Genomic DNA, 20,191 nt, shown 5'->3' with positions numbered 1-20,191 from the left:
GAATGCATACCAATTGAATATGTTTTTGATGAGGCGCATCAATCATTAGTAACTCCCCTGTTAGACTGCAATCTTTAAGGAGTGAAAGGGTGCGATGCCGAAACGTAATGTTTTTGCAGAGATATTACGTTGGACATTTAGGTTAAGAGCTAAGTGTCTGTCATTATCTTAGGAATAATGGAGTGCATCACTTGTATATATATAATAAAACAAGTTCGGATGCCGAACTTGTTTTTTTGTTTATATTAAGGCGTTGACCTCTGATTTACAGGAGGAATTATTTTGGCTCAAAGTGTATTAAAGTTTGGCGGTACATCCGTCGGTGATTTTAACAAGATTAAAAATATCGCGTATATGTTGAAGTCTCGCATTGATAATGGAGAACAATTAGTAGTGGTAGTAAGTGCTATGGGCAAAACGACAGATTCTTTGCTCGAAAATATTGGCACACTTACCTCTCAACCTAAAGATGAGCATTTAGCAATGCTTCTAACAACCGGTGAACAACAGACCATTTCATATCTTTCAATGGTATTAAATGATATAGGTGTTCAAACGAAAGCAATGACAGGTTATCAAGCTGGAATTAAGACAGTCGGTCATCATTTAAAGAGTAAAATTGCTGAAATTGATGCTAATCGATTTGAAACAGCTTTTGAAACAAATGACATACTTGTAGTTGCAGGCTTTCAAGGTGTAAATGATCATCTTGAGATTACGACTCTAGGACGTGGAGGTTCAGATACTACCGCAGTAGCAATAGCTGCAAGTATAGATACGTCTTGTGAAATATATACTGATGTAGATGGTGTATATGGAACAGATCCTAGAATATATAAAGGAGCACACCTTCTCAATGAAGTTTCTTATGAAGAAATGATGGAAATGAGTGCATTAGGTGCAGGAGTTTTAGAATCAAGAAGTGTTGAAATTGCTAAAAATTATAACATACCTTTATATCTTGGAAGAACATTATCAAATGTGAAAGGAACATGGATTATGCCACAAGCAGAAATTTTAGAGAAGAAAGCAGTCACAGGAGTAGCATTAGATACACATATGATTCATGTTACTTTAACATATCCTATGCAAAATTTTGCTTTACTACAAAAATTATTTGATTCATTAGAAGAACAATCTATGAATGTTGATATGATTTCGCAAATCGAAAATCAACAAGGCTTACAACTTTCATTTACGATTAAAGATTCCGATGTCAATCAAATAGAGGAAATTATAGTTAGCATAACAGAGGATTACCCTCACCTACGTTATAAAATGAAAGATAATTACGCTAAACTTTCTGTAATTGGAACGGGCATGAGAGATATGTCAGGAATAGCATCTAAAGCTTTCCGTACTTTGATTACTAATGATATACATTTTTATCAAACAACCACGTCAGAAATAAGTATTTCTTATGTAGTTGATCGTGATTTAGGCGAAAATGCCGTTCGAATTTTAAGTGAAGCATTTAATATATAATTGATGATGGAGTGAAAAAAATGACAAAATTAGCAGTTGTTGGTGCAACAGGTTTAGTAGGAGAAAAAGTATTAGAAGTATTAGATAGAAAAAATATACCATTTGATGAGCTTGTATTATTTTCATCACCTAGATCAGCAGGTAAAGAAGTGGCATTTCAAGGTAGAACTTATGTTGTTGAAGCATTAACTGAAGAGAAAACAAATGGACAATTCGATTACGTTATTATGAGCGCTGGCGGAGGTACAAGTAAAACTTTTGCCCCACTATTTGAAGAGCATGGTGCTATTGTAATAGATAATTCTAGTCAATGGAGAATGCATGAAGGGATAGATTTAATAGTTCCAGAAGTTAATACACCTAAGTTAAATCGAAAAATCATTGCAAATCCTAACTGTTCAACAATACAATCAGTCGTTCCATTAAAACCTTTATTAGATACTTTTGGTTTGAAAAGAGTTGCTTATACAACATATCAAGCAGTATCAGGTTCAGGACTTGCCGGACGCGAAGATTTGTCTAATGGTGAGAAAGGTGAAGCACCTAAGAACTACCCTCACCCAATCTATAATAATGTATTACCACATATAGATGTATTTTTAGAAGATGGTTATACAAAAGAAGAACAAAAAATGATCGAAGAAACAAGAAAAATATTAGATCAACCGACACTTAATGTTACAGCAACATGTGTACGTGTACCTGTTCAAGATAGCCACAGTGTGCACATCAACGTTACTTTAGATAAAGAAGCAACAGTTGAAGATATTAAAAATTTATTTAATGAAGATGACCGTGTAGTTTTGGTAGATAATGTTGAAAAAAATGAATATCCATTAGCTATACACTCTACTGGTAAAGATGAAGTATTTGTTGGAAGAATTCGTAAAGATGATTCTTTAGATAATACTTTCCATATTTGGTGTACTTCAGATAATTTACTAAAAGGTGCAAGTTTAAATGCCGTTCAAGTACTAGAACAAGTTATGCAATTAAATAAATAAAACAAGGAGTGTTAAGTATGTCACATATTTTTACAGGTGTAGGCGTTGCCCTTACAACACCATTTACAAATGAGGATGTAGACTACGAAGCATTTGAAAACCATATAGAATTTTTAATAGATAATGGCGTTAAAAGTATTATTATCAACGGTACAACAGCTGAGAATCCAACATTAACTGCCGAAGAAAGAAAAACGCTATTAGAATGGGGAATTAAAAAAGTGAATGGACGCGTTCCTGTCATTGCTGGCACTGGAACGAATAACACTCAGGCTTCTATTGATGAGTCAATTAGAGCGAAAGAATTAGGTGCAGATGCAATTATGTTAATCACACCTTATTATAATAAAACGAGTCAACGTGGTTTAATTGCACATTTCACTAAAATTGCTAATGAAGTTGAACTTCCAGTTGTATTATATAATGTGCCTTCAAGAACGAACATGACAATAGAAATTGATACTGTTCTTAAATTAAGTGAAAATCCATATATAGTTGCACTTAAAGATGCGACAGGAGATTTGGAATATGCTAAATCGTTAAAAGAACAGTTACCTAGTGACTTTGCTTTATATAGTGGTAATGATGACAATATGTTTGATTATTACCGCTTAGGTGGCGAAGGTTTGATTTCAGTAGTTGCCAATGTCATTCCAAATGAAACTCAACAATTATATGATTATGTTTCAAATGATCAACTTGATAAAGCTACTACTTTAAATGAGGATATTGTAACTTTATTAAATCATTTAAGTGTTGATGTCAATCCAATTCCAATTAAGTTATTAACTTCGGAATTAGGCTTTGGAAATTATGAAGTAAGATTGCCACTTGTGACGTTAGATGAAGAAGAAAGAAAAGTTTTAAGCGAAGCATTTAATACTTTCAAAGATGGTGTAAAACAATGAAAATATTATTAATTGGTTATGGCGCAATGAATGAGCGCGTCGCAAGATTAGCAACAGAAAGAGATAATGAGATTGTAGGCGTTGTTGTCAAGGATCCATCCAAACAATACCCCTACCCTGCTTTCAATTCTATATCTAAAGCTCCAGAAGCGGATGTTGCGATTGATTTTTCGAATCCAGAATTATTATTACCTTTATTAGAAGAAGATTTTAAATTACCTTTAGTTATTGCAACAACTGGTGACAAGGAAAAAATAATTGAACAACTAAAAGTGAAATCGGCAAATATGCCAGTATTCTTTAGTGCTAATATGAGTTATGGTGTTCATATACTTAAAGAAATTATTCAATATGCAGTACCACTTTTAGAAGACTTCGATATTGAAATGATCGAAAAGCATCATAACAAGAAAGTGGATGCACCAAGTGGAACACTTGTACAATTATATGATGCAATTAAAGAAAAAAGAGCGCAATCAGTGCCAGTTTATGATAGACATGAGTCATCGTCTAAACGAGATGCAGCAGAAATTGGTATTAGCTCTCAACGTGGTGGTACAATTGTTGGAGAGCATCAAGTATTGTTTGCAGGGCATGATGAGACAATAGAAATTACACACCGTGCTCAATCAAAAGATATCTTTGCAAATGGTGCTATTAATGTAGCTGAAGTACTAGTAAATAAAGAAAATGGATATTACACATACAATAACTTAAATGAGGAGAGAAATTAACATGGTTAAAGATTTTACAGCAGAAGAAATTATTCAATATATTAGTGAGGCGGAGAAAGTTACGCCATTAAAAGTTTATGTAAATGGTCAATTTGATAATGTTGAATTTCCAGAGTCATTTAAAGTATTCGGTTCAGAGTCATCAAAAACAATTTTTTGTGATGCTAAAGATTGGACTCGTTTCTATGAAGAAAACAAATCAGCATTTACTGATTTAGAAATTGAACATGATCGTCGTAACTCTGCAATTCCATTAAAAGATTTAACAAATACAAATGCACGTATAGAGCCAGGTGCTTTCATAAGAGAACATGCAGTTATTGAAGACGGCGCAGTGATTATGATGGGAGCAACAATAAATATTGGTGCAGTTGTTGGAGAAGGAACAATGATAGATATGAATGCTACTTTAGGTGGACGTGCTACAACAGGTAAAAATGTTCATGTTGGTGCAGGTTCAGTATTAGCTGGTGTAATAGAACCACCAAGTGCATCTCCTGTTATCATTGAAGATGATGTACTAATTGGTGCAAATGCTGTCATTCTTGAAGGTGTTAGAGTTGGTAAAGGTGCAATTGTAGCAGCTGGTGCTATTGTAACGAAAGATGTTCCTGAAGGTGCAGTCGTTGCTGGTACACCTGCTAAAGTAATTAAACAATCAGCAGATGTTCAAGATGGCAAAAAAGAAATTGTATCGGCATTACGTAATTTAAATCAATAAAATTTATACACAATATAAAATGAATGCGCCAATCAAATTGATTGGCGTTTTCTATACATACTATAAAGGGACTGAGTTTAATGTCTGAATTAGAATTTGTTAAAAATACAAGGAGATACTTGCATCAACATCCTGAATTAAGTATGCAAGAATATGAAACAACGGCATATATTGAATCATTTTTAAATGAACTAGATATTCCATATGAACGCCCTATTTCAACAGGTGTTATAGGATATTTAAAGGGTAATTCAAATCAAACGATTGCTTATAGAGCAGATATAGATGCATTACCAATTCAAGAAGTGAATGAAATTTCTTATAAAAGTATAGTAGATAATGTAATGCATGCTTGTGGACATGATGGTCATACAACAGCATTAATGCTTTTTACAAAACGTTGTAAAGCACTATATGACAAAGGACAATTACCTCATAATGTTGTATTTATTTATCAACCTTCTGAAGAAACAGAAGCTGGTGCGAATCAATTGATTCAATCTAAAGTATTCGATAAATACAATATAGATAAAATATACGGCATACATATCATGCCTTTTGAAGATGTTGGAACTGTAGCGTTTAAAAATGACGAAATCACAGCTAGTGCTACTGAATATAGATTTTATTTAAATGGTCTATCTAGTCATGTGGCAAGTAAAGAAGAAGGCAAAGCAGCTTCAGAAGCAATGATGCATATATTATCGCAAGTTTCACAAATACAGCAATTTCATTTAAATGGTTTAAACCGTAATATCGTACATATTGGACAATTTAATGTGGGAGAAGCAATAAATACTGTTCCACAAAATGGTTATTTAGAAGGTACGATTAGAACATATGATACAAATGATCTTCAAATTGTTAAAGATCAAATGCATAAAATAGCAGAAAGCGTAGAATTATTATTTAGTGTAACTTGTTCTGTTAAATTTGCTGAAGGTTATCCACCTACTACAAATGATGTTACGCTTTATAAAAACGTAAAAGAAGCTCTAACTAAACTAAACCTAACACAACATGAATTAGAAAAACCATATTTGTTTGGTGAAGACTTTAGCTTTTATCGCAATATAGCACCAAGTTATTTTGTATTTTTTGGTACACGAAACATACAAAAAGATTATATATATGGACTTCATACAAATAAATTAAATTTTGATGAAGAAGTATTAATAAGTGTCGCTGATTATTATACAGCATTATTAACTCAAGGAGAGATCGATTAATGGTAGCACGTATAACATTTGAAGAACAAAATTTTATAAACAATGTGAAACACGTCATTCAAGATAATGACGTTATGGCAGTCGTTAAGAACGATGCTTATCATTTCGGTCTAGAATTTGCTGTAGAGTCATTTATGAAAGCAGGTATTCGTACTTTTAGTACTACTTCTTTATATGAAGCAATAAGAATACGTAAAATAGATCCACATGTAAATATCTTTTTGATGAATCCGTCCATAGAATTTGAAAAATTGAAACAATATGATATAGCGATGACATTGCCCTCTTTAAAATTTTATCATGAACATTTAGAATCATTATCAGGCATTAAATTACATTTAGAATTTGAAAATTTATTACATCGTTCTGGATTAAAAGATCAATATGAAATGATACAAGTATTAGAACACAATGCAAGTCTCTCTAAAGATAATCAATCACTTATCGAAGGCATTTGGACGCATTTTGGTTATGCTGATGAATTTGATGGTAATGAATACGAAATAGAAAGAGACGCTTGGAAAAAATGTTTAATGCATGTTCTTAACGAAGGTTATACATTTGAATTTATCCATTCACAAAATAGTGCAAGTTATGTTCGTGAAGATCGTTTACTAGATCAACATACACATGCCCGATTAGGGATTATTTTATATGGATCAAGACCGTATAGTACCTTACCTACTACAGTAACTAAACAAAATTTTTCTGTAACAGCAAATGTAATACAAGTTCGCCCTATTAAAAAAGGAGAAACATGCGGATATAGCTTTCAATTTACTGCTGAAAAGGATTGTAACATTGCTGTAGTGGATATTGGATATGGGGATGGAATACTGAAGACAAGAGCTAAACATGATGCACTCATAAATCAAAAGCGCTATCCAATACGTGGTTTAATGATGAGTCATATGTTTGTTGAAGTAGATGAATCTGTACAAAGCGGCGATACAGTAACGATGTATAGTGATAAAATAAGAATAGATGAATTTACGTTTAAAGGTGTCGGTGCTAATTCCGAACAAATTAGTGCTTTGAATCATCATTCATTAATAAAGGAGATTATATCATGACAGTAAAATATAATGAACAAGGTGTTCTAACAATGGGTAATGTTTCATTAAAGACAATAGCTGCAAGCTTTGGTACCCCTACTATCGTATACGATGAAGAACAAATTAGAAATCAATGTAGAAGATTTCATGAAGCTTTTAAAGAAAGTGAATTGTCTTATAATATTTCTTATGCATCTAAAGCTTTTAGCAGTATACAGTTATTTAAATTAATGGATGAAGAACAAATGGGCTTAGATGTTGTTTCTGAAGGAGAATTATTTACAGCATTAGCGAGTGGCTTCAATCCGAGTAAAATACACTTCCATGGTAACAATAAAACAAATGAAGAAATCGAGTATGCTATTGAAAGTGGTGTTGAATACTTTGTAATAGATTCTTTAGATGAAATCGACCGTATTAATCGTGTTGCCTCTAAGCCAATTAAAGCTGTTTTAAGAGTTAATCCAGGTGTTGAAGCACATACACACGAATTTATTCAAACTGGCCAAGAAGATAGTAAATTTGGCTTGTCAATTAAACATGGTACTGCAATAGAAGGTGTGCGTGCTTTACAAGCATCTGAAAAAATAGATTTTAAAGGTATACATTTTCATATTGGATCACAAATATTTGAAGCAGATGGAACGATTAATACTATACAAATCGTGTTTGAATGGTTAAAGACGAATGATATACAAATTGATATCTTGAATTTAGGTGGTGGCTTTAGTATTCAATATACAGAAGCGGATAAAAGTTATCCTATAGAAGAAGGTATTAAACTTATAACTGATGCTATCAAAGAAAATAGTAAGAAATATGAAATGGCTATACCAGAAATATCTATAGAACCAGGTCGTTCAATAGTTGGTGAAGCGGGAATTACGCTATATCAAGTTGGTACAATTAAAGAAATACCGAATGTGAATACTTATGTTTCAATTGATGGTGGCATGAGTGATCATATAAGAACAGCTTTGTATGATGCACAGTATGAAGCATTGCTTGTAAACAGAAATGATGAGGATACGCACGAAGTAACAATTGCTGGTAAATTGTGTGAATCTGGAGATTTAATCGGAAGAGACATGAAATTACCTAAATCGACGAAAATTGGTGATTATATAGCAGTACTTTCTACTGGAGCATATCACTACTCTATGAGTTCTAATTATAACCAAATGTTAAAACCATCTGTGCTTTTTGTTAAAGATGGTAAAGCAAGAGAAGTAATAAAAAGACAAACGTTGAAACAATTAATTTTGAATGACGTGAAATAAACTAAAATAGCTTGGATCATATATCTTAACTCAAAATAAATAAGCATATTACTCAACTGATCGTTTCAGTTTTACAGTGATATGCTTTTTTTTATCTTACGATTTTGTAAAGTGCATGCTTGCCTAGGGTATGGCTCGAGCCTGTAGTCTCTCACGCATACTATTCCCTCAGGCGTCAGCACTTTACAAAATCGTTAACAATATCTATTTATATAAAATCTTTCGATTTTGTACGTGCATGCTTGCCTAGGGGTATGGTTCGAGCCTGTAGTCTCTCACGCATACTTTCCCCTCAGGCGTCAGCACTTTACAAAATCGTTAACAATATCAAGTTGTATACAAAAAAATAAAGCACTTTCGTATAATTTAATTAATTACAATAAAAATCAAATTAACGAGGTGCTTTATATATAAAAGTTATAACATGTCTCAAATAATACTGCCATTAAATATTATCTTAAAGCAGAAAGAAACCCTAACAATGTTAGGGTTTCTTTCTAGTCTTTCAAATTCATATATATTATAGTTTTACAACGTTTGCAGCTTGTGGGCCACGGTCGCCTTCAACTACTTCGAATTCTACTGCTTGACCTTCTTCTAAAGATTTGTAACCTTCTTGGTTAATTGCTGAGAAATGTACGAATACGTCATTTTCTCCTTCAATTTCGATGAAGCCAAATCCTTTTTCTGCGTTAAACCATTTTACTGTACCTTGTTTCATAATGTGAAACCTCCAAGACTAAAATTCAATATGCGATATTCGCATATTACAAAAAACACAATTAATATAAATATGTCATTTGCAATATGGAATAACGATATTGCTATTACTTATTATACGTCACTAAATATTCAAATGCAATACCATTTGAGATATTTTCAGATTTTATTAATTTGGTAAAGGTGTATAAATAGAATTGTCATTTAATACAAGTATACTATAAAAAATTTGTAAGTCTTCTTCACAGTCTTCACAATATGACAAATCACAATTATTATAAAATGCATGTATATTATGCTTGCCTACGAGTTCATTAGTAAATTTAATTTGGTATTTTTCAAGTAAGTTTTTATATTGCGTAATCATTTCATCATAATCAACACATTCTATTTCTTTAATAATATTATCTTTCCAATCGTCAAACAGCCACCATCCCTCATAATCTGCTCGGATTGTTACGATTTTATACATCTAAAAAACTCCCCTATTTAGAAAATTGCCCTAAAATAAATTTAAATCTTATTACCAATTAAATCAAGAAAATAGCTTGTGTGCATGTTTCTAATTATTAGTTTTTTTATACATAACCCTTTATAATAGATATATGAGGTGATAAAAATGAACGGAAAACATATTAAAGTATTTGGACGAGTACAAGGTGTTGGTTTTAGATTTTTTACAGCACAACTTGCTAAAAAGTATAAAATTGTTGGTAGCGTTGAAAATGTTAGCGACTATGTAGAGATATATGCTAGTGGCAATGATGATAACTTAGAACAATTTATAAATGGTGTTATTCAGGGAGCAGCACCAGCTTCAGTTGTTGAAAATTATACAATTGATGATACGACATTAGATGAGAAAACAAAGCACTTCAAAACGTTATAAATTAGGAAGATGACAATGAAATATAATTTATCATATGTATTAGGTGCACTACTAGCTGTACCTATATCATTTATCGCATTTTTATTTAGTATTTTTCAATTGGATTTAAATTTTATTATTGATATGACAGTATTTGCTGGTTCATATGTATTAAGCTTTTTACCTATTCAATGGTATAGCTCAAGAAAATATTTAAAAGAGATGGGCTTAACGCGACGTGAATTTCATTTTATAAGAAAACAATTAAACGATGCTCAACCAAAACTGAAGCGTCTTTATAAGAACTATATGCGTGTAAGATCATATAGCGAATTTAAGAATTTAAATGAAGTCGCTAAATTGGCGCGTACAATTTATAATGCAGTCAAACAATCGCCTGAAAAATTTTACACAGTTGAGAGTTTCTTCTATTCTCATTTAGACAATACGGTGAATTTAATTGAAAATTATACAATGCTACAACGCATGCCTAATAAGTCTAAAGAAGAAAAAGCTAAATTGAAACAAACGAAACTAACTATTGATGAAAACAAAAGAACTTTAGTAGCAGATTTGAAACAGCTAAACGAATCTAGCTATCATCAATTAGATATTGAAATGGAACTTGCTGATATAGCTAAAGATAGAAATAATTATACGCAAGCTATTCCTGAATCGACAAAAGAAAAAGTGAATTTAAGAAAAAAGGCAAAAAAATACGAATATGAAATGGAGCGTAACGATGACTGAAACAAATAAAAACCTATTTGACGACCTTATTGATGATCCATTTAAAGATTCATCAAATGAATTAACACCACAAAAAGCAGAAGTTTCAGAACAACAAGGACAATCTGATGTGACATCAACATATGAAAAATCGTTTTCTGATGAAGATCAGCGTAAAATTGACGAAATTGCTAAACAAATTAAACCATTAGATAATGATGGCTTACTATTGTATGGACAGCAAGCTCAAAATAAATTATCACAGTTCTCTCATCAAATGTTGACTCAAGTGCAATCTAAAGATGTCGGTCCAATTGGTTCTTCATTAAGAAATTTAATGAACAAATTAAAAGAAGTAAATCCTGATGAATTACAGAAACAAAATAAATCTAGACTAAAAAGAATATTTAGAAGAGCTGAACGTTCTGTAAATGAAATGTTCAGTAAATATCAATCAGTTGGTGCTCAAGTTGACCGTATATCAGTTGAATTACAAAAATCTCAAAATATGCTAATGAAAGATGTTGGATTGCTGGATCAACTATACGAAGAAAACAAAGCCTATTTCGATGCATTAAACATTTATATTGCAGCAGCTGAGAAAAAACGAGATGAATTAAAACGAAACGAACTAGTAGCGCTAGAGAATAAAGTTAAATCATCTAATAATCAAATGGATGTACAAGAATTAGCAGATTTACAGCAATATATAAATCGTCTTGAAAAAAGAATCTATGATTTACAACTATCACGACAAATTACGTTGCAATCAGCCCCACAAATTCGAATGATACAAAATATTAACCAGACATTGGCAGAAAAAATTCAAAGTTCTATTTTGACAAGTATTCCATTGTGGAAAAATCAAATGGCTATCGCTTTAACATTGTTAAGACAACAAGGTGCTTCTGAAGCACAAAAGAAAGTTACAGATACAACAAACGAATTACTCTTAAAAAATTCTGAAATGCTAAAACAAAATGCAATCAGAACGGCTGAAGAAAATGAACGTGGTATTGTAGATATTGAAACTTTGAAGACAACGCAAACGAATATAGTAGATACAATTCAAGAAACACTTCGTATACAAGAAGATGGTACAAGAAAACGTCAACAAGCAGAGCAAGAATTACAAACACTTGAAGAAGATTTAAAGACAAAACTTTTACAACTCAAAGATGAACAACATCAATTGAGAAATTCGTTTAAATCATAAAAAGGAACTTCGTTAACGAAGTTCCTTTTTTCTATAGATTACATAAATTGACTTAAGAAATACCCCATCATTGTGCCTATATAATTTCCAATGACATAACCTAGTGTACCTATAATTAATATTGGACCAACGAGACTATGCCAACCTTTTGAAATTGCTAAGGCAGCTGCTGTAGTAGGTCCTCCTGCATTAGCATTACTAGCTAGAATCATTTCTTCAATATTGAACTTAAACAATTTTCCGAATGAAAGTGTAATTGCTAAGTTGAATATTAAAATAATTGCTACGAATATAAATAATAATGGTGCAGTTTTTATGATAATTGGAATTGAAGCTGGCACCCCTATTACCACAAAGAAAATATATATTAAAAATGTACCAAGCTCATCTGAAGCATTTAAATTTTCAAAGAATTTACTAAATACTGCTACTGCAATAAGTGTCAATGTTGTTAATAGTAAAAATTGATCTCCTATAATACTTACTAAAATCTCTAAAAAAGGATTACTTTTAGGTACAATTGCATTGATAAGTTCTGAGATTTTAAAACTTATAGCAACTAAAACGAATGCAATTGCTAATGAATAAGCAATATCTTTTAAACTAATTTCATTTCTTTTCCAGTATGTTTCTGCATTATTTCCCTCTGTATCTTTATTATCAGTGCTCAATCTATTAAAATATTTTTTTACAAATTTTAGATTAGGTAATGTAATGAGTACTATAAAATAAAACGCCATTACACTATTATCTGCTACGACTGTGGCGGAAACAAGCTCACCAGGCGTTTCAAATTTAGTGCTAAGTGCTGCGAAATTCACGCCGCCTCCTATGTAGCTACCTGTCATCATAGCACCTATTTTATCTAATTCAGGTATAAATTGATGCAATAATAAAAATGCGATTGTAACACCTACTACTGTTCCTACTGAACTAATTAAGAAAATAAATAACAAACGTCTACTTTCTTTCCATATTTTAAAGATGTTAGATCTAAATAACAGTAATGGTATTGCTAAAGGTATAACATAGTTCCAAACTTGATCGTAAACTGGAGATGCTATTGGGATGATATTAAGATTAGATAATAACATAGCACCAATTAACGCTATAATGGCACCAGTAATTTTAGATGCAAAGGCATATCTTTGTTCTAAGAAAATACTGAGTGCAGCAATACTAACTAATATAGCCCATAAAAGCCATGTTTCATCCTTATTGATGATTGCATTTAAATACATTAAATCAGCCCCTTTATTTTTACTTAAAATATTATGAATAGAGGCTGAGACAATTAATTTGTCTCAGCCTCGTATAATTTAGCTATATTCTATTGGTGCTTGGTTTTTCACTTTACCAATGATGAATCCAATAATAAATCCTACAATTGCAAATGGTATCCATTCCATTTGATATTGAGCTAAAGGTAATTTACTAATAAATCCAATTGTTGCCCACTCCATTTGATTAAATACTGATATAAATGAAATGATTGTAACGAATGCTACAGCCAATTGTTGTGCAATTGGTGGTGTTTTAACATATTTAGCTAATAAAATTAATAACACTGCAGTAATTGCAATTGGGTATAGCACAAGTAATACTGGTAAAGAACCTTTAATTACAGTTGTTAAACCTTGATTTGAAAGGATAAAACTAATTAAAGTAAAGATTGCTACAAACCATTTGTAAGAAATTTTAGGTAATAATTCATTAAAGAATTCACTTACAGAAACAATCAAGCCTGTAGCTGTTGTTAAACAAGCTAATGCTACGATTATACCGATTAAATATTTACCAAATTCACCAAATGCTAAATTTGCTGCAGATGTTAGTAAGTATGTTCCGATATTTTGACCGTTAGCATTCAGTTCTTTAATCGTTTCAGCTGAAACATTCATATGATTTCCGATCCAGCCTAATGAAATATAAATGAAACCTAAAGCTATTGCAGCAATAATTCCTGCAAAAATAGTTTGTTTAAATAATCCAGTTTCTTTTGTTACACCTTTACTCTTAATTGCAGTAATAACAATCATAGAGAAAGCAATGGCAGCAATTGCATCCATTGTTAAGTAACCTTCTACAAAACCTTTACCAAAGCTAGTTCCACTACTACTATATACAGCAGGATCTCCTGATACAGTAGATTCACCACTTAAAGTAATGAATGCTTTAACAATCAAAGCTGTGATTGATATTAGCAGTAAAGGAGTTAAAATTGACCCAACTTTATCTACCATTTTACTTGAGTTAAAACTTAAGTAAAATACAATAATAAAGTAAATGAGTGTGAAAATAAATAAAGACATTGAACTCGTTGTTTCAAATATCGGAGTTATTCCCATCTCAAATGATGTTGCTGCCGTACGTGGTATAGCAAATAGCGGTCCAATTGTTAAAGAAATAGCAACTAATAACACAACTGCAAATACAGGATGTATCTTCCCTAATGATACTCTGTACCCTTTCTCTTCGATTGATCCTGTGATTACACCAATTAAAGGCAAACCTATTCCCGTTATAACAAACCCAAATATTGCTGGCCAAAAGAAATTGCCGCTCGATAATCCTAGTGCAGGTGGAAAAATTAAATTCCCTGCCCCAAAGAAAATCGCAAATAACATAAATCCTACTACAAAAATATTCTTATTCATATATTTTACTCCTTTTACGTCTTACAATAATCTATATTTTATCATTGGAGAAAGTTTTCGTCCATATGAAATTTCTGAAAATTAAAAAAAGAATGTAAATATTTTCAAATTCATTTATATAGATTGTAACAATAATTTTTTCAGTAACGGAGCCAGTTGATATGGTAAATTCTCAACACCTTCTATAAATAGGCTTTGCTTACCATAAATATTATGAACAGTCCGTTTGATACTTTCATCAATTACATCTTGATTAAGAAAAACATTGAACACGTAAATCCCTTGTTTGTCAGCTTCAATGACTGCTTCATGTGTATCAATAATACCATCTTCTGCATAATCAAAGGCTGACGGTTCTCCATCAGAGAACACGATCAAGAATTTTTGTGCCTCAGATCTTTGTAGTAAATGTTGTGTAGCAACTCTTAACGCTACGCCATCACGATTATCATCTTGAGGTTCGAGTGTCATAATTCTAGCGTCATTTTGTTTTAGTGTAGATTCGTTATATAAAATTAATTCTTCTAACGTATTAGGTTGATTTTGCTTATCAGAATCAAACGCATCTTCACTGAAACCAAGTATTTCATGTTTTATATCAAGATTTTTAAGCGTTTCATGAAATAACACAACACCCTTTTTAGTTTCTTCCATTTTGTCATGCATACTTGCTGAAGCATCGACTAATAACGTAAATGTAGCATCTAGTTTTCTACTAAAAGCATCTTTTTTAAAGAATAATTTATACTGATCATCAATAAACCAGTTTAATAAGTTCTTTTGTAGTCTACCTTTAGTCAAGTTTTCTCTTAAATCACTATATTGATGATTCATAGATTTTTGAATTATGCTCGTTAAGTCTTTAATTTCAAACTGTACACTATCAACTGCTTCTTTATAAGCAACAACATCAGATGGTGTGATTTCAGGTTTATTAAAGGATAATGAAACATTTTGGTTTACACCTTTTAAATTATAATGATTGTTTAGTCCCTGTGCTCCGCCTTCTTCATCGTCAATCGTATCATTTGATCCTTTGCCCTTTTTCTCCATCATATCTGTCATATCATCAGATGTATCACCTTCACGTTCGTTATCAGAAAGTACATCGCTATTTTCACCTTCATGTAATTCCATTTCTAAATATGAATCACTATCAGCTTTACTATCTGCCGTTTTTGTTTTAGCTTCTTCTGTCGTAATTTCGTCTTGGTCGTGCTCTTTTTCATTACTTTGATCAGTTTGAGCAGCATCTTGTCTACTTAAATCTTCAAGTGACCACTCTTCTTCATAACTTTTGTATATTCGTTCTGGTATATGATAGTACTGATTTAACATATCTTCTTTTAATAAATAATCTACAAGTACCATAATGCTAACAGCTAAATCATAACTATCTTCAGACGTATTTAAATTAAAAATTTGAGTTAATCTATTAAAAACTTGCACAAGAGCATCATCAAAATTTTCGTGTATAGCAATATTATTCATAAAATTTTCGTTCAAAATAGCATGTTCTATAGCTAAAAATAGTAAATCAGTATAAGTTGTTTTTGTTTGATATACATGGATTTGACTATTATTTTGTTTAACTTTTACTGCTAATCTATGTTTAAATATATTTTTTGTTACAGGTCTTTTTTGCATGATAATATTAGACAATCTATATTCTTCAATGAGCATAAACAACTGCTTAAAAAAGTTCATATGATCGAATGATTCATCTAATACTTCTTTATAAATTGAAGGATCAATGTGTTTAAAGCCAATCGTATCTAGCATGATATCAGATTTTAGTCCTGCTCTTGTTACATGTTCAGGACGATGTAACCAAGTGAAACTGACATTACATGTATTTTGTATTGGATCGTAATGCTGGAACTTTTGAAACGATACTTTAACATTAGGATCTTCAAGTAATAATTTTGCTAGATCTGTTAACATCATAATTTGCTGTGCATCGATTTGTTCATCATTAAATAATATAAAACGATCACTCATGATATTCTCCTTACTCGAAAATTAATTCAATGGCATTTTGTATAGCTTGTTGTTCTCTTTCATCGTCTATTTTATCGATAATTGCGCGTTTTATTGCACGTCTAACTGGTATAACTGTAGTTAAATCTGCAAGGTCGATTAGTGCTCTTATACTTGCTGATTCTTCAGAAATTTGACCTTGGCTAGACATAATGCGTAAATCTTTATTAAATTGAATAATGGAATCAATTATTTCATCATCTTTTAATTTACTCTGTTCTTTTATAATCATTTTTAAAGTTTCGCCATCAATATAATCTATATCTAAGACAACGAATCTATTTTTTAACGCTTCGTTCATCGGTAGCGTACCAATATAGCCAACATTGATTGCTGCGACTACAGAAAATCCTTCTTTAGCTTGGACAACTTCACCAGTAAATGGGTTTGTTAAAGCTCTTCTAAAGTCTAATACACCATTCAAAATTGGTAATGTTTCAGGTTTTGCCATGTTTATTTCATCTATATATATAATGTCACCATTTTTCATAGCTTTAATAACTGGGCCATCTATAAAGACAATTTCTTGATGACCGTGTTCATTTGTTTCGATAGTTTTAAAACCTAACAAACTTTCAGCGTCTAAATCTACTGAACAGTTTACAGAATGCATAGGTTTATTTAAATCTCTTGCAAGTGTTTCGGCTAATTTTGTCTTTCCTGATCCAGTTGGACCTTTTAGAAGGATATTTTTATTAAGTTGAATCATTGATAATGCATCATTGTATATTGTTTCATCGTTATTTAAATATTTATTAAAATTTGTCATAATGTTCTCCTTTAATCTACTATAAGTAAACCTAAAAAGAGAAAAGTTCTATAATTACTATAGAGCTTTTCTCTAGTTTAATATTTTAAAAATTATACTTCTTTAAAGTATGTTTTATAATAACCACCAACATGACCAGAATTATCAATAATTTGATAATACTCTTCTGTTTCATTTACTACGTCGTATGTTTTTCCTGTAGTTAACATATCAGAAACTTTGAACTTTTCTGCATCAGTATGTGTAACTTCTACTCTCTTTATAACGTGATTGTCTTTCCAAGTTTCATGTAACATATTTTAAACGCTCCTTTAATTCACTGTATCAAATGTAATTGTAATAATAATACCTGTTAAATCTCGTACAAATAATGAAATTAAACCTGCTTCATGTTGAATGATGTGATGTTCAATTTCGATTTCTTTAACGTGATTCACTATTTTTTCAAAATGATCTATATCATCTATAGAAACTGCAACTCTTTCAATAGGTGGATTTAAAGATTCAATAGCATTTGGATAATCTATTAAATGTAGTTCCCCACCATTTCCACCTGCACCTACTTTAAAGACTAAAGCTGACTCATCATCTATTGTCTTGTATTCTGCAAATAATTGCAACTCAAAAATATTTTTTAAAAGTGAGCCAGTAGCTTGTGTTTCAGGTGATTTAATCATAACTGGACCAATCCCTTGAATTTGATGAATTGGACTTATAGGACCATCATCGTATGCAGTACCAAGTGGTACACCCGCATTTAGTTCGTCTGAGATAATATGAAAAGCATGTCCATTATTATCATAAAACTTAAATAAGTGTTTACCATTGAGTTGTTGAACAGATTCATAATTAACTTCATGTTTATCAAACTGTTGCTTATATTCGTACAAAGCTAAATCAGTCGGCACTCGTAAAGCGATACTGTGAAAATGAGTATCTATTTTTTCTTGGTCACCTTGGTATTGCTTAAAAATAAGTCTTGTACCTGGTGCAAGATTTGCATCTCCAACATGTAAAATATTTGTTTCATTGTTGATTAAAGTATTAAGCCCTAAAATATTTTTATAGAATGATTCTGTTTCGTTTAAATTATAAGTCGATAAAGTCACACTTCTAAGTCCATTCATGAATATCTCTCTCCCATTTATGAAGTCTAGTAAATTATACCAAATATATTGAAACAATGACAAATCAATCAAATTATAATTACGATACAATTTGTAAATTCTGATTGAGCCGAGTAATTAATGACTTACCAATCTTATACATCGGACGACACTTTAGAATTGTACTTATACTTTTTATTTGATAATTATAACGATTTTGTAAGTGCGGACGCCTGAGGGAATAGTATGCGTGAGAGACTACAGGCTCGAACCATACCCTCTGGCAAATGCACGTACAAAATCATAATATTTTATAAAAAATAAGCATATCACTGTAAACTTTAAAAATCAGTTAAGTGATATGCTTATTTGTTTTGAGTTAGGTTTTATGCCCCAACCTTATCTATAATTAACTTTCTAATAATAAATCTTCTGGATTTTCGATTAAGTCTTTGATTGTTTTTAGGAAACCAACTGCTTGTTTACCATCGATAATTCTATGGTCATAACTTAAAGCGATATACATCATTGGTCTATTTTCCATGCGTTCTTTATCGATAGCAACTGGTCTTGTTACGATTGAATGCATGCCAAGAATTGCAGCTTGAGTACCATTGATGATTGGTGTAGACATTAATGAACCAAATACTCCACCATTTGTAATAGTAAATGATCCGCCCATCATATCATCTAATCCTAATTTTTTGTCTTTAGCTTTAACTGCTAAGTCTACAATGTCTTGCTCGATTTCTGCGAAGTTTTTCTTGTCACAATTTTTTACGATTGGAACAACTAATCCTTCTTCAGTAGAAACAGCAACACCAATATCATAGAATTGTTTTAAGATTAAATCAGTACCATCAATTTCAGCATTTACATCTGGATATTTTTTCAATGCAGCTACTGATGCTTTAGTGAAGAATGACATAAAGCCTAAACGAGTACCATTATGATCTTCTTGGAATTTTTCTTTTTTACGTTTACGTAATTCCATAACGTTAGTCATATCTACTTCATTAAATGTTGTTAACATAGCTGTATTATTAGATACTTCTAATAACTTTTTAGCAATTGTTTGACGTCTACGTGATAATTTTTCACGGACAACTGGTTTAGAAGGATTGTCATTTGATTTAGCTTGTGCAGGTTGACTTTTCTCAGCTTGTTTAGGTTGAGCAGGTTTTGATGCGTTTTCAACATCTTCTGGTCTAATTACATCTCCAGCTTGTGTTTTAACTTTACTTAAATCAATACCTTTTTCACGTGCTAATTTACGTGCTGAAGGAGTTGCTTGAACTCTATCATTTGATGAAGCAGTTTCTTCTTCTTTAACTTCTTGTTTGTTAGATGGTGCTACTGTTTTAGCAGCATCTTCTTTAGGTGATTCTTCCTGTTTTTCAGTTTCTTTAGAATCATTAGATGCAGGTTGTGCTTCTCCATCTGAAACGACTGCAATTACAGATCCAACTTCAACAGTTTCGCCTTCTTCAGCTTTTATTTCAGAAAGTACTCCTGCAACTTCTGAAATGACTTCTACGTTTACTTTGTCAGTTTCAAGTTCAACAATGTTTTCACCTTTTTCAACTTGGTCACCAACTGATTTAAGCCACTCTGCAATTGTTCCTTCTGTAATTGATTCTGCTAATTCTGGTACTTTTACCTCTGACATT

20 protein-coding genes and 1 riboswitch are annotated in these 20,191 nt (G+C 31.6%); of the genes, 11 read left to right on the top strand and 9 right to left on the bottom strand.

Annotated elements, in window-relative coordinates; genetic code table 11:
- The first annotated feature begins 20 nt into the window (after positions 1 to 20).
- Positions 21 to 196: riboswitch (Lysine riboswitch) on the top strand.
- A gap of 86 nt (positions 197 to 282) precedes the next feature.
- From LQ609_RS00210 to lysA, 8 genes are all read left to right on the top strand, one after another.
- Positions 283 to 1,485, top strand: coding sequence for an aspartate kinase (locus LQ609_RS00210; RefSeq protein WP_078358127.1), 1,203 nt, complete (start codon positions 283 to 285; stop codon positions 1,483 to 1,485).
- Positions 1,486 to 1,505: 20 nt separating this feature from the next.
- Positions 1,506 to 2,489, top strand: a complete 984-nt coding sequence (locus LQ609_RS00205; RefSeq protein WP_078358128.1) for an aspartate-semialdehyde dehydrogenase — start codon at positions 1,506 to 1,508, stop codon at positions 2,487 to 2,489.
- A 17-nt stretch (positions 2,490 to 2,506) separates the two neighbouring features.
- The gene (gene dapA, locus LQ609_RS00200) at positions 2,507 to 3,397 is read left to right on the top strand and encodes a 4-hydroxy-tetrahydrodipicolinate synthase (RefSeq protein WP_078358129.1); all 891 of its coding nucleotides are present in this window, start codon (positions 2,507 to 2,509) and stop codon (positions 3,395 to 3,397) included.
- Positions 3,394 to 4,131: a 4-hydroxy-tetrahydrodipicolinate reductase gene (dapB, locus tag LQ609_RS00195; RefSeq protein ID WP_107509951.1), complete on the top strand. Its 738-nt coding sequence runs from the start codon at positions 3,394 to 3,396 to the stop codon at positions 4,129 to 4,131. Before dapA ends, dapB begins: the two co-directional genes overlap by 4 nt.
- A 1-nt stretch (position 4,132) precedes the next feature.
- Positions 4,133 to 4,852, top strand: a complete 720-nt coding sequence (gene dapD / locus LQ609_RS00190; RefSeq protein WP_078358131.1) for a 2,3,4,5-tetrahydropyridine-2,6-dicarboxylate N-acetyltransferase — start codon at positions 4,133 to 4,135, stop codon at positions 4,850 to 4,852.
- 80 nt (positions 4,853 to 4,932) lie between these two features.
- Complete coding sequence (locus LQ609_RS00185) at positions 4,933 to 6,081, top strand: M20 metallopeptidase family protein (protein ID WP_078358132.1); 1,149 nt, start codon at positions 4,933 to 4,935, stop codon at positions 6,079 to 6,081.
- A complete protein-coding gene (gene alr / locus LQ609_RS00180) occupies positions 6,081 to 7,154 on the top strand; it encodes an alanine racemase (protein ID WP_239734204.1) in 1,074 nt (357 codons plus the stop codon). The genes LQ609_RS00185 and alr overlap by 1 nt, the downstream gene beginning before the upstream one ends.
- Positions 7,151 to 8,416 (top strand): diaminopimelate decarboxylase, encoded by a 1,266-nt coding sequence (gene lysA / locus LQ609_RS00175; RefSeq protein WP_208143822.1) that lies wholly within the window; start codon positions 7,151 to 7,153, stop codon positions 8,414 to 8,416. Before alr ends, lysA begins: the two co-directional genes overlap by 4 nt.
- A gap of 520 nt (positions 8,417 to 8,936) precedes the next feature.
- Here the strand turns inward: lysA and cspA are convergent.
- Together cspA and LQ609_RS00165 are read right to left on the bottom strand one after the other, a co-directional pair.
- The gene (gene cspA, locus LQ609_RS00170; RefSeq protein ID WP_016912585.1) at positions 8,937 to 9,137 is read right to left on the bottom strand and encodes a cold shock protein CspA; all 201 of its coding nucleotides are present in this window, start codon (positions 9,135 to 9,137) and stop codon (positions 8,937 to 8,939) included.
- 168 nt (positions 9,138 to 9,305) lie between these two features.
- Complete coding sequence (locus tag LQ609_RS00165) at positions 9,306 to 9,608, bottom strand: DUF1033 family protein (protein WP_078358139.1); 303 nt, start codon at positions 9,606 to 9,608, stop codon at positions 9,306 to 9,308.
- A 147-nt stretch (positions 9,609 to 9,755) separates the two neighbouring features.
- Here LQ609_RS00165 and LQ609_RS00160 point away from each other — a divergent pair, with 147 nt between their 5' ends.
- From LQ609_RS00160 to LQ609_RS00150, 3 genes are read left to right on the top strand one after another with little or no spacing between them, the layout of a single operon-like run.
- On the top strand, positions 9,756 to 10,025 hold the full coding sequence (locus LQ609_RS00160) for an acylphosphatase (RefSeq protein ID WP_078358140.1): 270 nt from the start codon (positions 9,756 to 9,758) through the stop codon (positions 10,023 to 10,025).
- A 15-nt stretch (positions 10,026 to 10,040) separates the two neighbouring features.
- Entirely contained in the window at positions 10,041 to 10,754 is a 714-nt protein-coding gene (locus LQ609_RS00155; protein WP_078358142.1) for a 5-bromo-4-chloroindolyl phosphate hydrolysis family protein, read from the top strand.
- Positions 10,747 to 11,949 (top strand): toxic anion resistance protein, encoded by a 1,203-nt coding sequence (locus tag LQ609_RS00150; protein WP_078358143.1) that lies wholly within the window; start codon positions 10,747 to 10,749, stop codon positions 11,947 to 11,949. Before LQ609_RS00155 ends, LQ609_RS00150 begins: the two co-directional genes overlap by 8 nt.
- Before the next feature lie 38 nt (positions 11,950 to 11,987).
- Here LQ609_RS00150 and LQ609_RS00145 read toward each other — a convergent pair whose 3' ends face one another.
- The 7 genes from LQ609_RS00145 to odhB form a co-directional block, all read right to left on the bottom strand.
- A complete protein-coding gene (locus tag LQ609_RS00145; RefSeq protein ID WP_239710228.1) occupies positions 11,988 to 13,190 on the bottom strand; it encodes a DUF819 family protein in 1,203 nt (400 codons plus the stop codon).
- A gap of 78 nt (positions 13,191 to 13,268) precedes the next feature.
- A complete protein-coding gene (gene brnQ, locus LQ609_RS00140; RefSeq protein ID WP_078358145.1) occupies positions 13,269 to 14,606 on the bottom strand; it encodes a branched-chain amino acid transport system II carrier protein in 1,338 nt (445 codons plus the stop codon).
- Positions 14,607 to 14,720: 114 nt separating this feature from the next.
- Complete coding sequence (locus tag LQ609_RS00135; protein WP_239734203.1) at positions 14,721 to 16,607, bottom strand: vWA domain-containing protein; 1,887 nt, start codon at positions 16,605 to 16,607, stop codon at positions 14,721 to 14,723.
- Positions 16,608 to 16,617: 10 nt separating this feature from the next.
- Complete coding sequence (locus LQ609_RS00130) at positions 16,618 to 17,415, bottom strand: ATP-binding protein (protein ID WP_239734202.1); 798 nt, start codon at positions 17,413 to 17,415, stop codon at positions 16,618 to 16,620.
- A gap of 92 nt (positions 17,416 to 17,507) precedes the next feature.
- Positions 17,508 to 17,711, bottom strand: a complete 204-nt coding sequence (locus LQ609_RS00125; RefSeq protein ID WP_078358149.1) for a DUF6501 family protein — start codon at positions 17,709 to 17,711, stop codon at positions 17,508 to 17,510.
- A 15-nt stretch (positions 17,712 to 17,726) separates the two neighbouring features.
- A complete protein-coding gene (locus tag LQ609_RS00120) occupies positions 17,727 to 18,542 on the bottom strand; it encodes a VOC family protein (protein ID WP_078358150.1) in 816 nt (271 codons plus the stop codon).
- A gap of 388 nt (positions 18,543 to 18,930) precedes the next feature.
- Positions 18,931 to 20,190 (bottom strand): 2-oxoglutarate dehydrogenase complex dihydrolipoyllysine-residue succinyltransferase, encoded by a 1,260-nt coding sequence (gene odhB, locus LQ609_RS00115; protein ID WP_078358151.1) that lies wholly within the window; start codon positions 20,188 to 20,190, stop codon positions 18,931 to 18,933.
- Position 20,191 lies beyond the last annotated feature (1 nt).

It is taken from the genome of Mammaliicoccus sp. G-M28, assembly GCF_022386595.1.
Lineage (GTDB): Bacteria > Bacillota > Bacilli > Staphylococcales > Staphylococcaceae > Mammaliicoccus > Mammaliicoccus fleurettii.
This window is presented reverse-complemented; position numbering and strand designations above follow the sequence as displayed.

Bases quoted from the DNA above. Each gene is read 5' to 3' on its own strand.
- LQ609_RS00150 (WP_078358143.1), top strand. From the start codon at position 10,747: ATGACTGAAACAAATAAAAACCTATTTGACGACCTTATTGATGATCCA.
- LQ609_RS00165 (WP_078358139.1), bottom strand. From the start codon at position 9,608: ATGTATAAAATCGTAACAATCCGAGCAGATTATGAGGGATGGTGGCTG.
- LQ609_RS00160 (WP_078358140.1), top strand. From the start codon at position 9,756: ATGAACGGAAAACATATTAAAGTATTTGGACGAGTACAAGGTGTTGGT.
- LQ609_RS00135 (WP_239734203.1), bottom strand. From the start codon at position 16,607: ATGAGTGATCGTTTTATATTATTTAATGATGAACAAATCGATGCACAG.
- dapA (WP_078358129.1), top strand. From the start codon at position 2,507: ATGTCACATATTTTTACAGGTGTAGGCGTTGCCCTTACAACACCATTT.
- alr (WP_239734204.1), top strand. From the start codon at position 6,081: ATGGTAGCACGTATAACATTTGAAGAACAAAATTTTATAAACAATGTG.
- LQ609_RS00120 (WP_078358150.1), bottom strand. From the start codon at position 18,542: ATGAATGGACTTAGAAGTGTGACTTTATCGACTTATAATTTAAACGAA.
- LQ609_RS00185 (WP_078358132.1), top strand. From the start codon at position 4,933: ATGTCTGAATTAGAATTTGTTAAAAATACAAGGAGATACTTGCATCAA.
- LQ609_RS00205 (WP_078358128.1), top strand. From the start codon at position 1,506: ATGACAAAATTAGCAGTTGTTGGTGCAACAGGTTTAGTAGGAGAAAAA.
- LQ609_RS00145 (WP_239710228.1), bottom strand. From the start codon at position 13,190: ATGTATTTAAATGCAATCATCAATAAGGATGAAACATGGCTTTTATGG.
- dapB (WP_107509951.1), top strand. From the start codon at position 3,394: ATGAAAATATTATTAATTGGTTATGGCGCAATGAATGAGCGCGTCGCA.
- odhB (WP_078358151.1), bottom strand. From the start codon at position 20,190: ATGTCAGAGGTAAAAGTACCAGAATTAGCAGAATCAATTACAGAAGGA.
- LQ609_RS00130 (WP_239734202.1), bottom strand. From the start codon at position 17,415: ATGACAAATTTTAATAAATATTTAAATAACGATGAAACAATATACAAT.
- LQ609_RS00155 (WP_078358142.1), top strand. From the start codon at position 10,041: ATGAAATATAATTTATCATATGTATTAGGTGCACTACTAGCTGTACCT.
- LQ609_RS00125 (WP_078358149.1), bottom strand. From the start codon at position 17,711: ATGTTACATGAAACTTGGAAAGACAATCACGTTATAAAGAGAGTAGAA.
- cspA (WP_016912585.1), bottom strand. From the start codon at position 9,137: ATGAAACAAGGTACAGTAAAATGGTTTAACGCAGAAAAAGGATTTGGC.
- lysA (WP_208143822.1), top strand. From the start codon at position 7,151: ATGACAGTAAAATATAATGAACAAGGTGTTCTAACAATGGGTAATGTT.
- dapD (WP_078358131.1), top strand. From the start codon at position 4,133: ATGGTTAAAGATTTTACAGCAGAAGAAATTATTCAATATATTAGTGAG.
- brnQ (WP_078358145.1), bottom strand. From the start codon at position 14,606: ATGAATAAGAATATTTTTGTAGTAGGATTTATGTTATTTGCGATTTTC.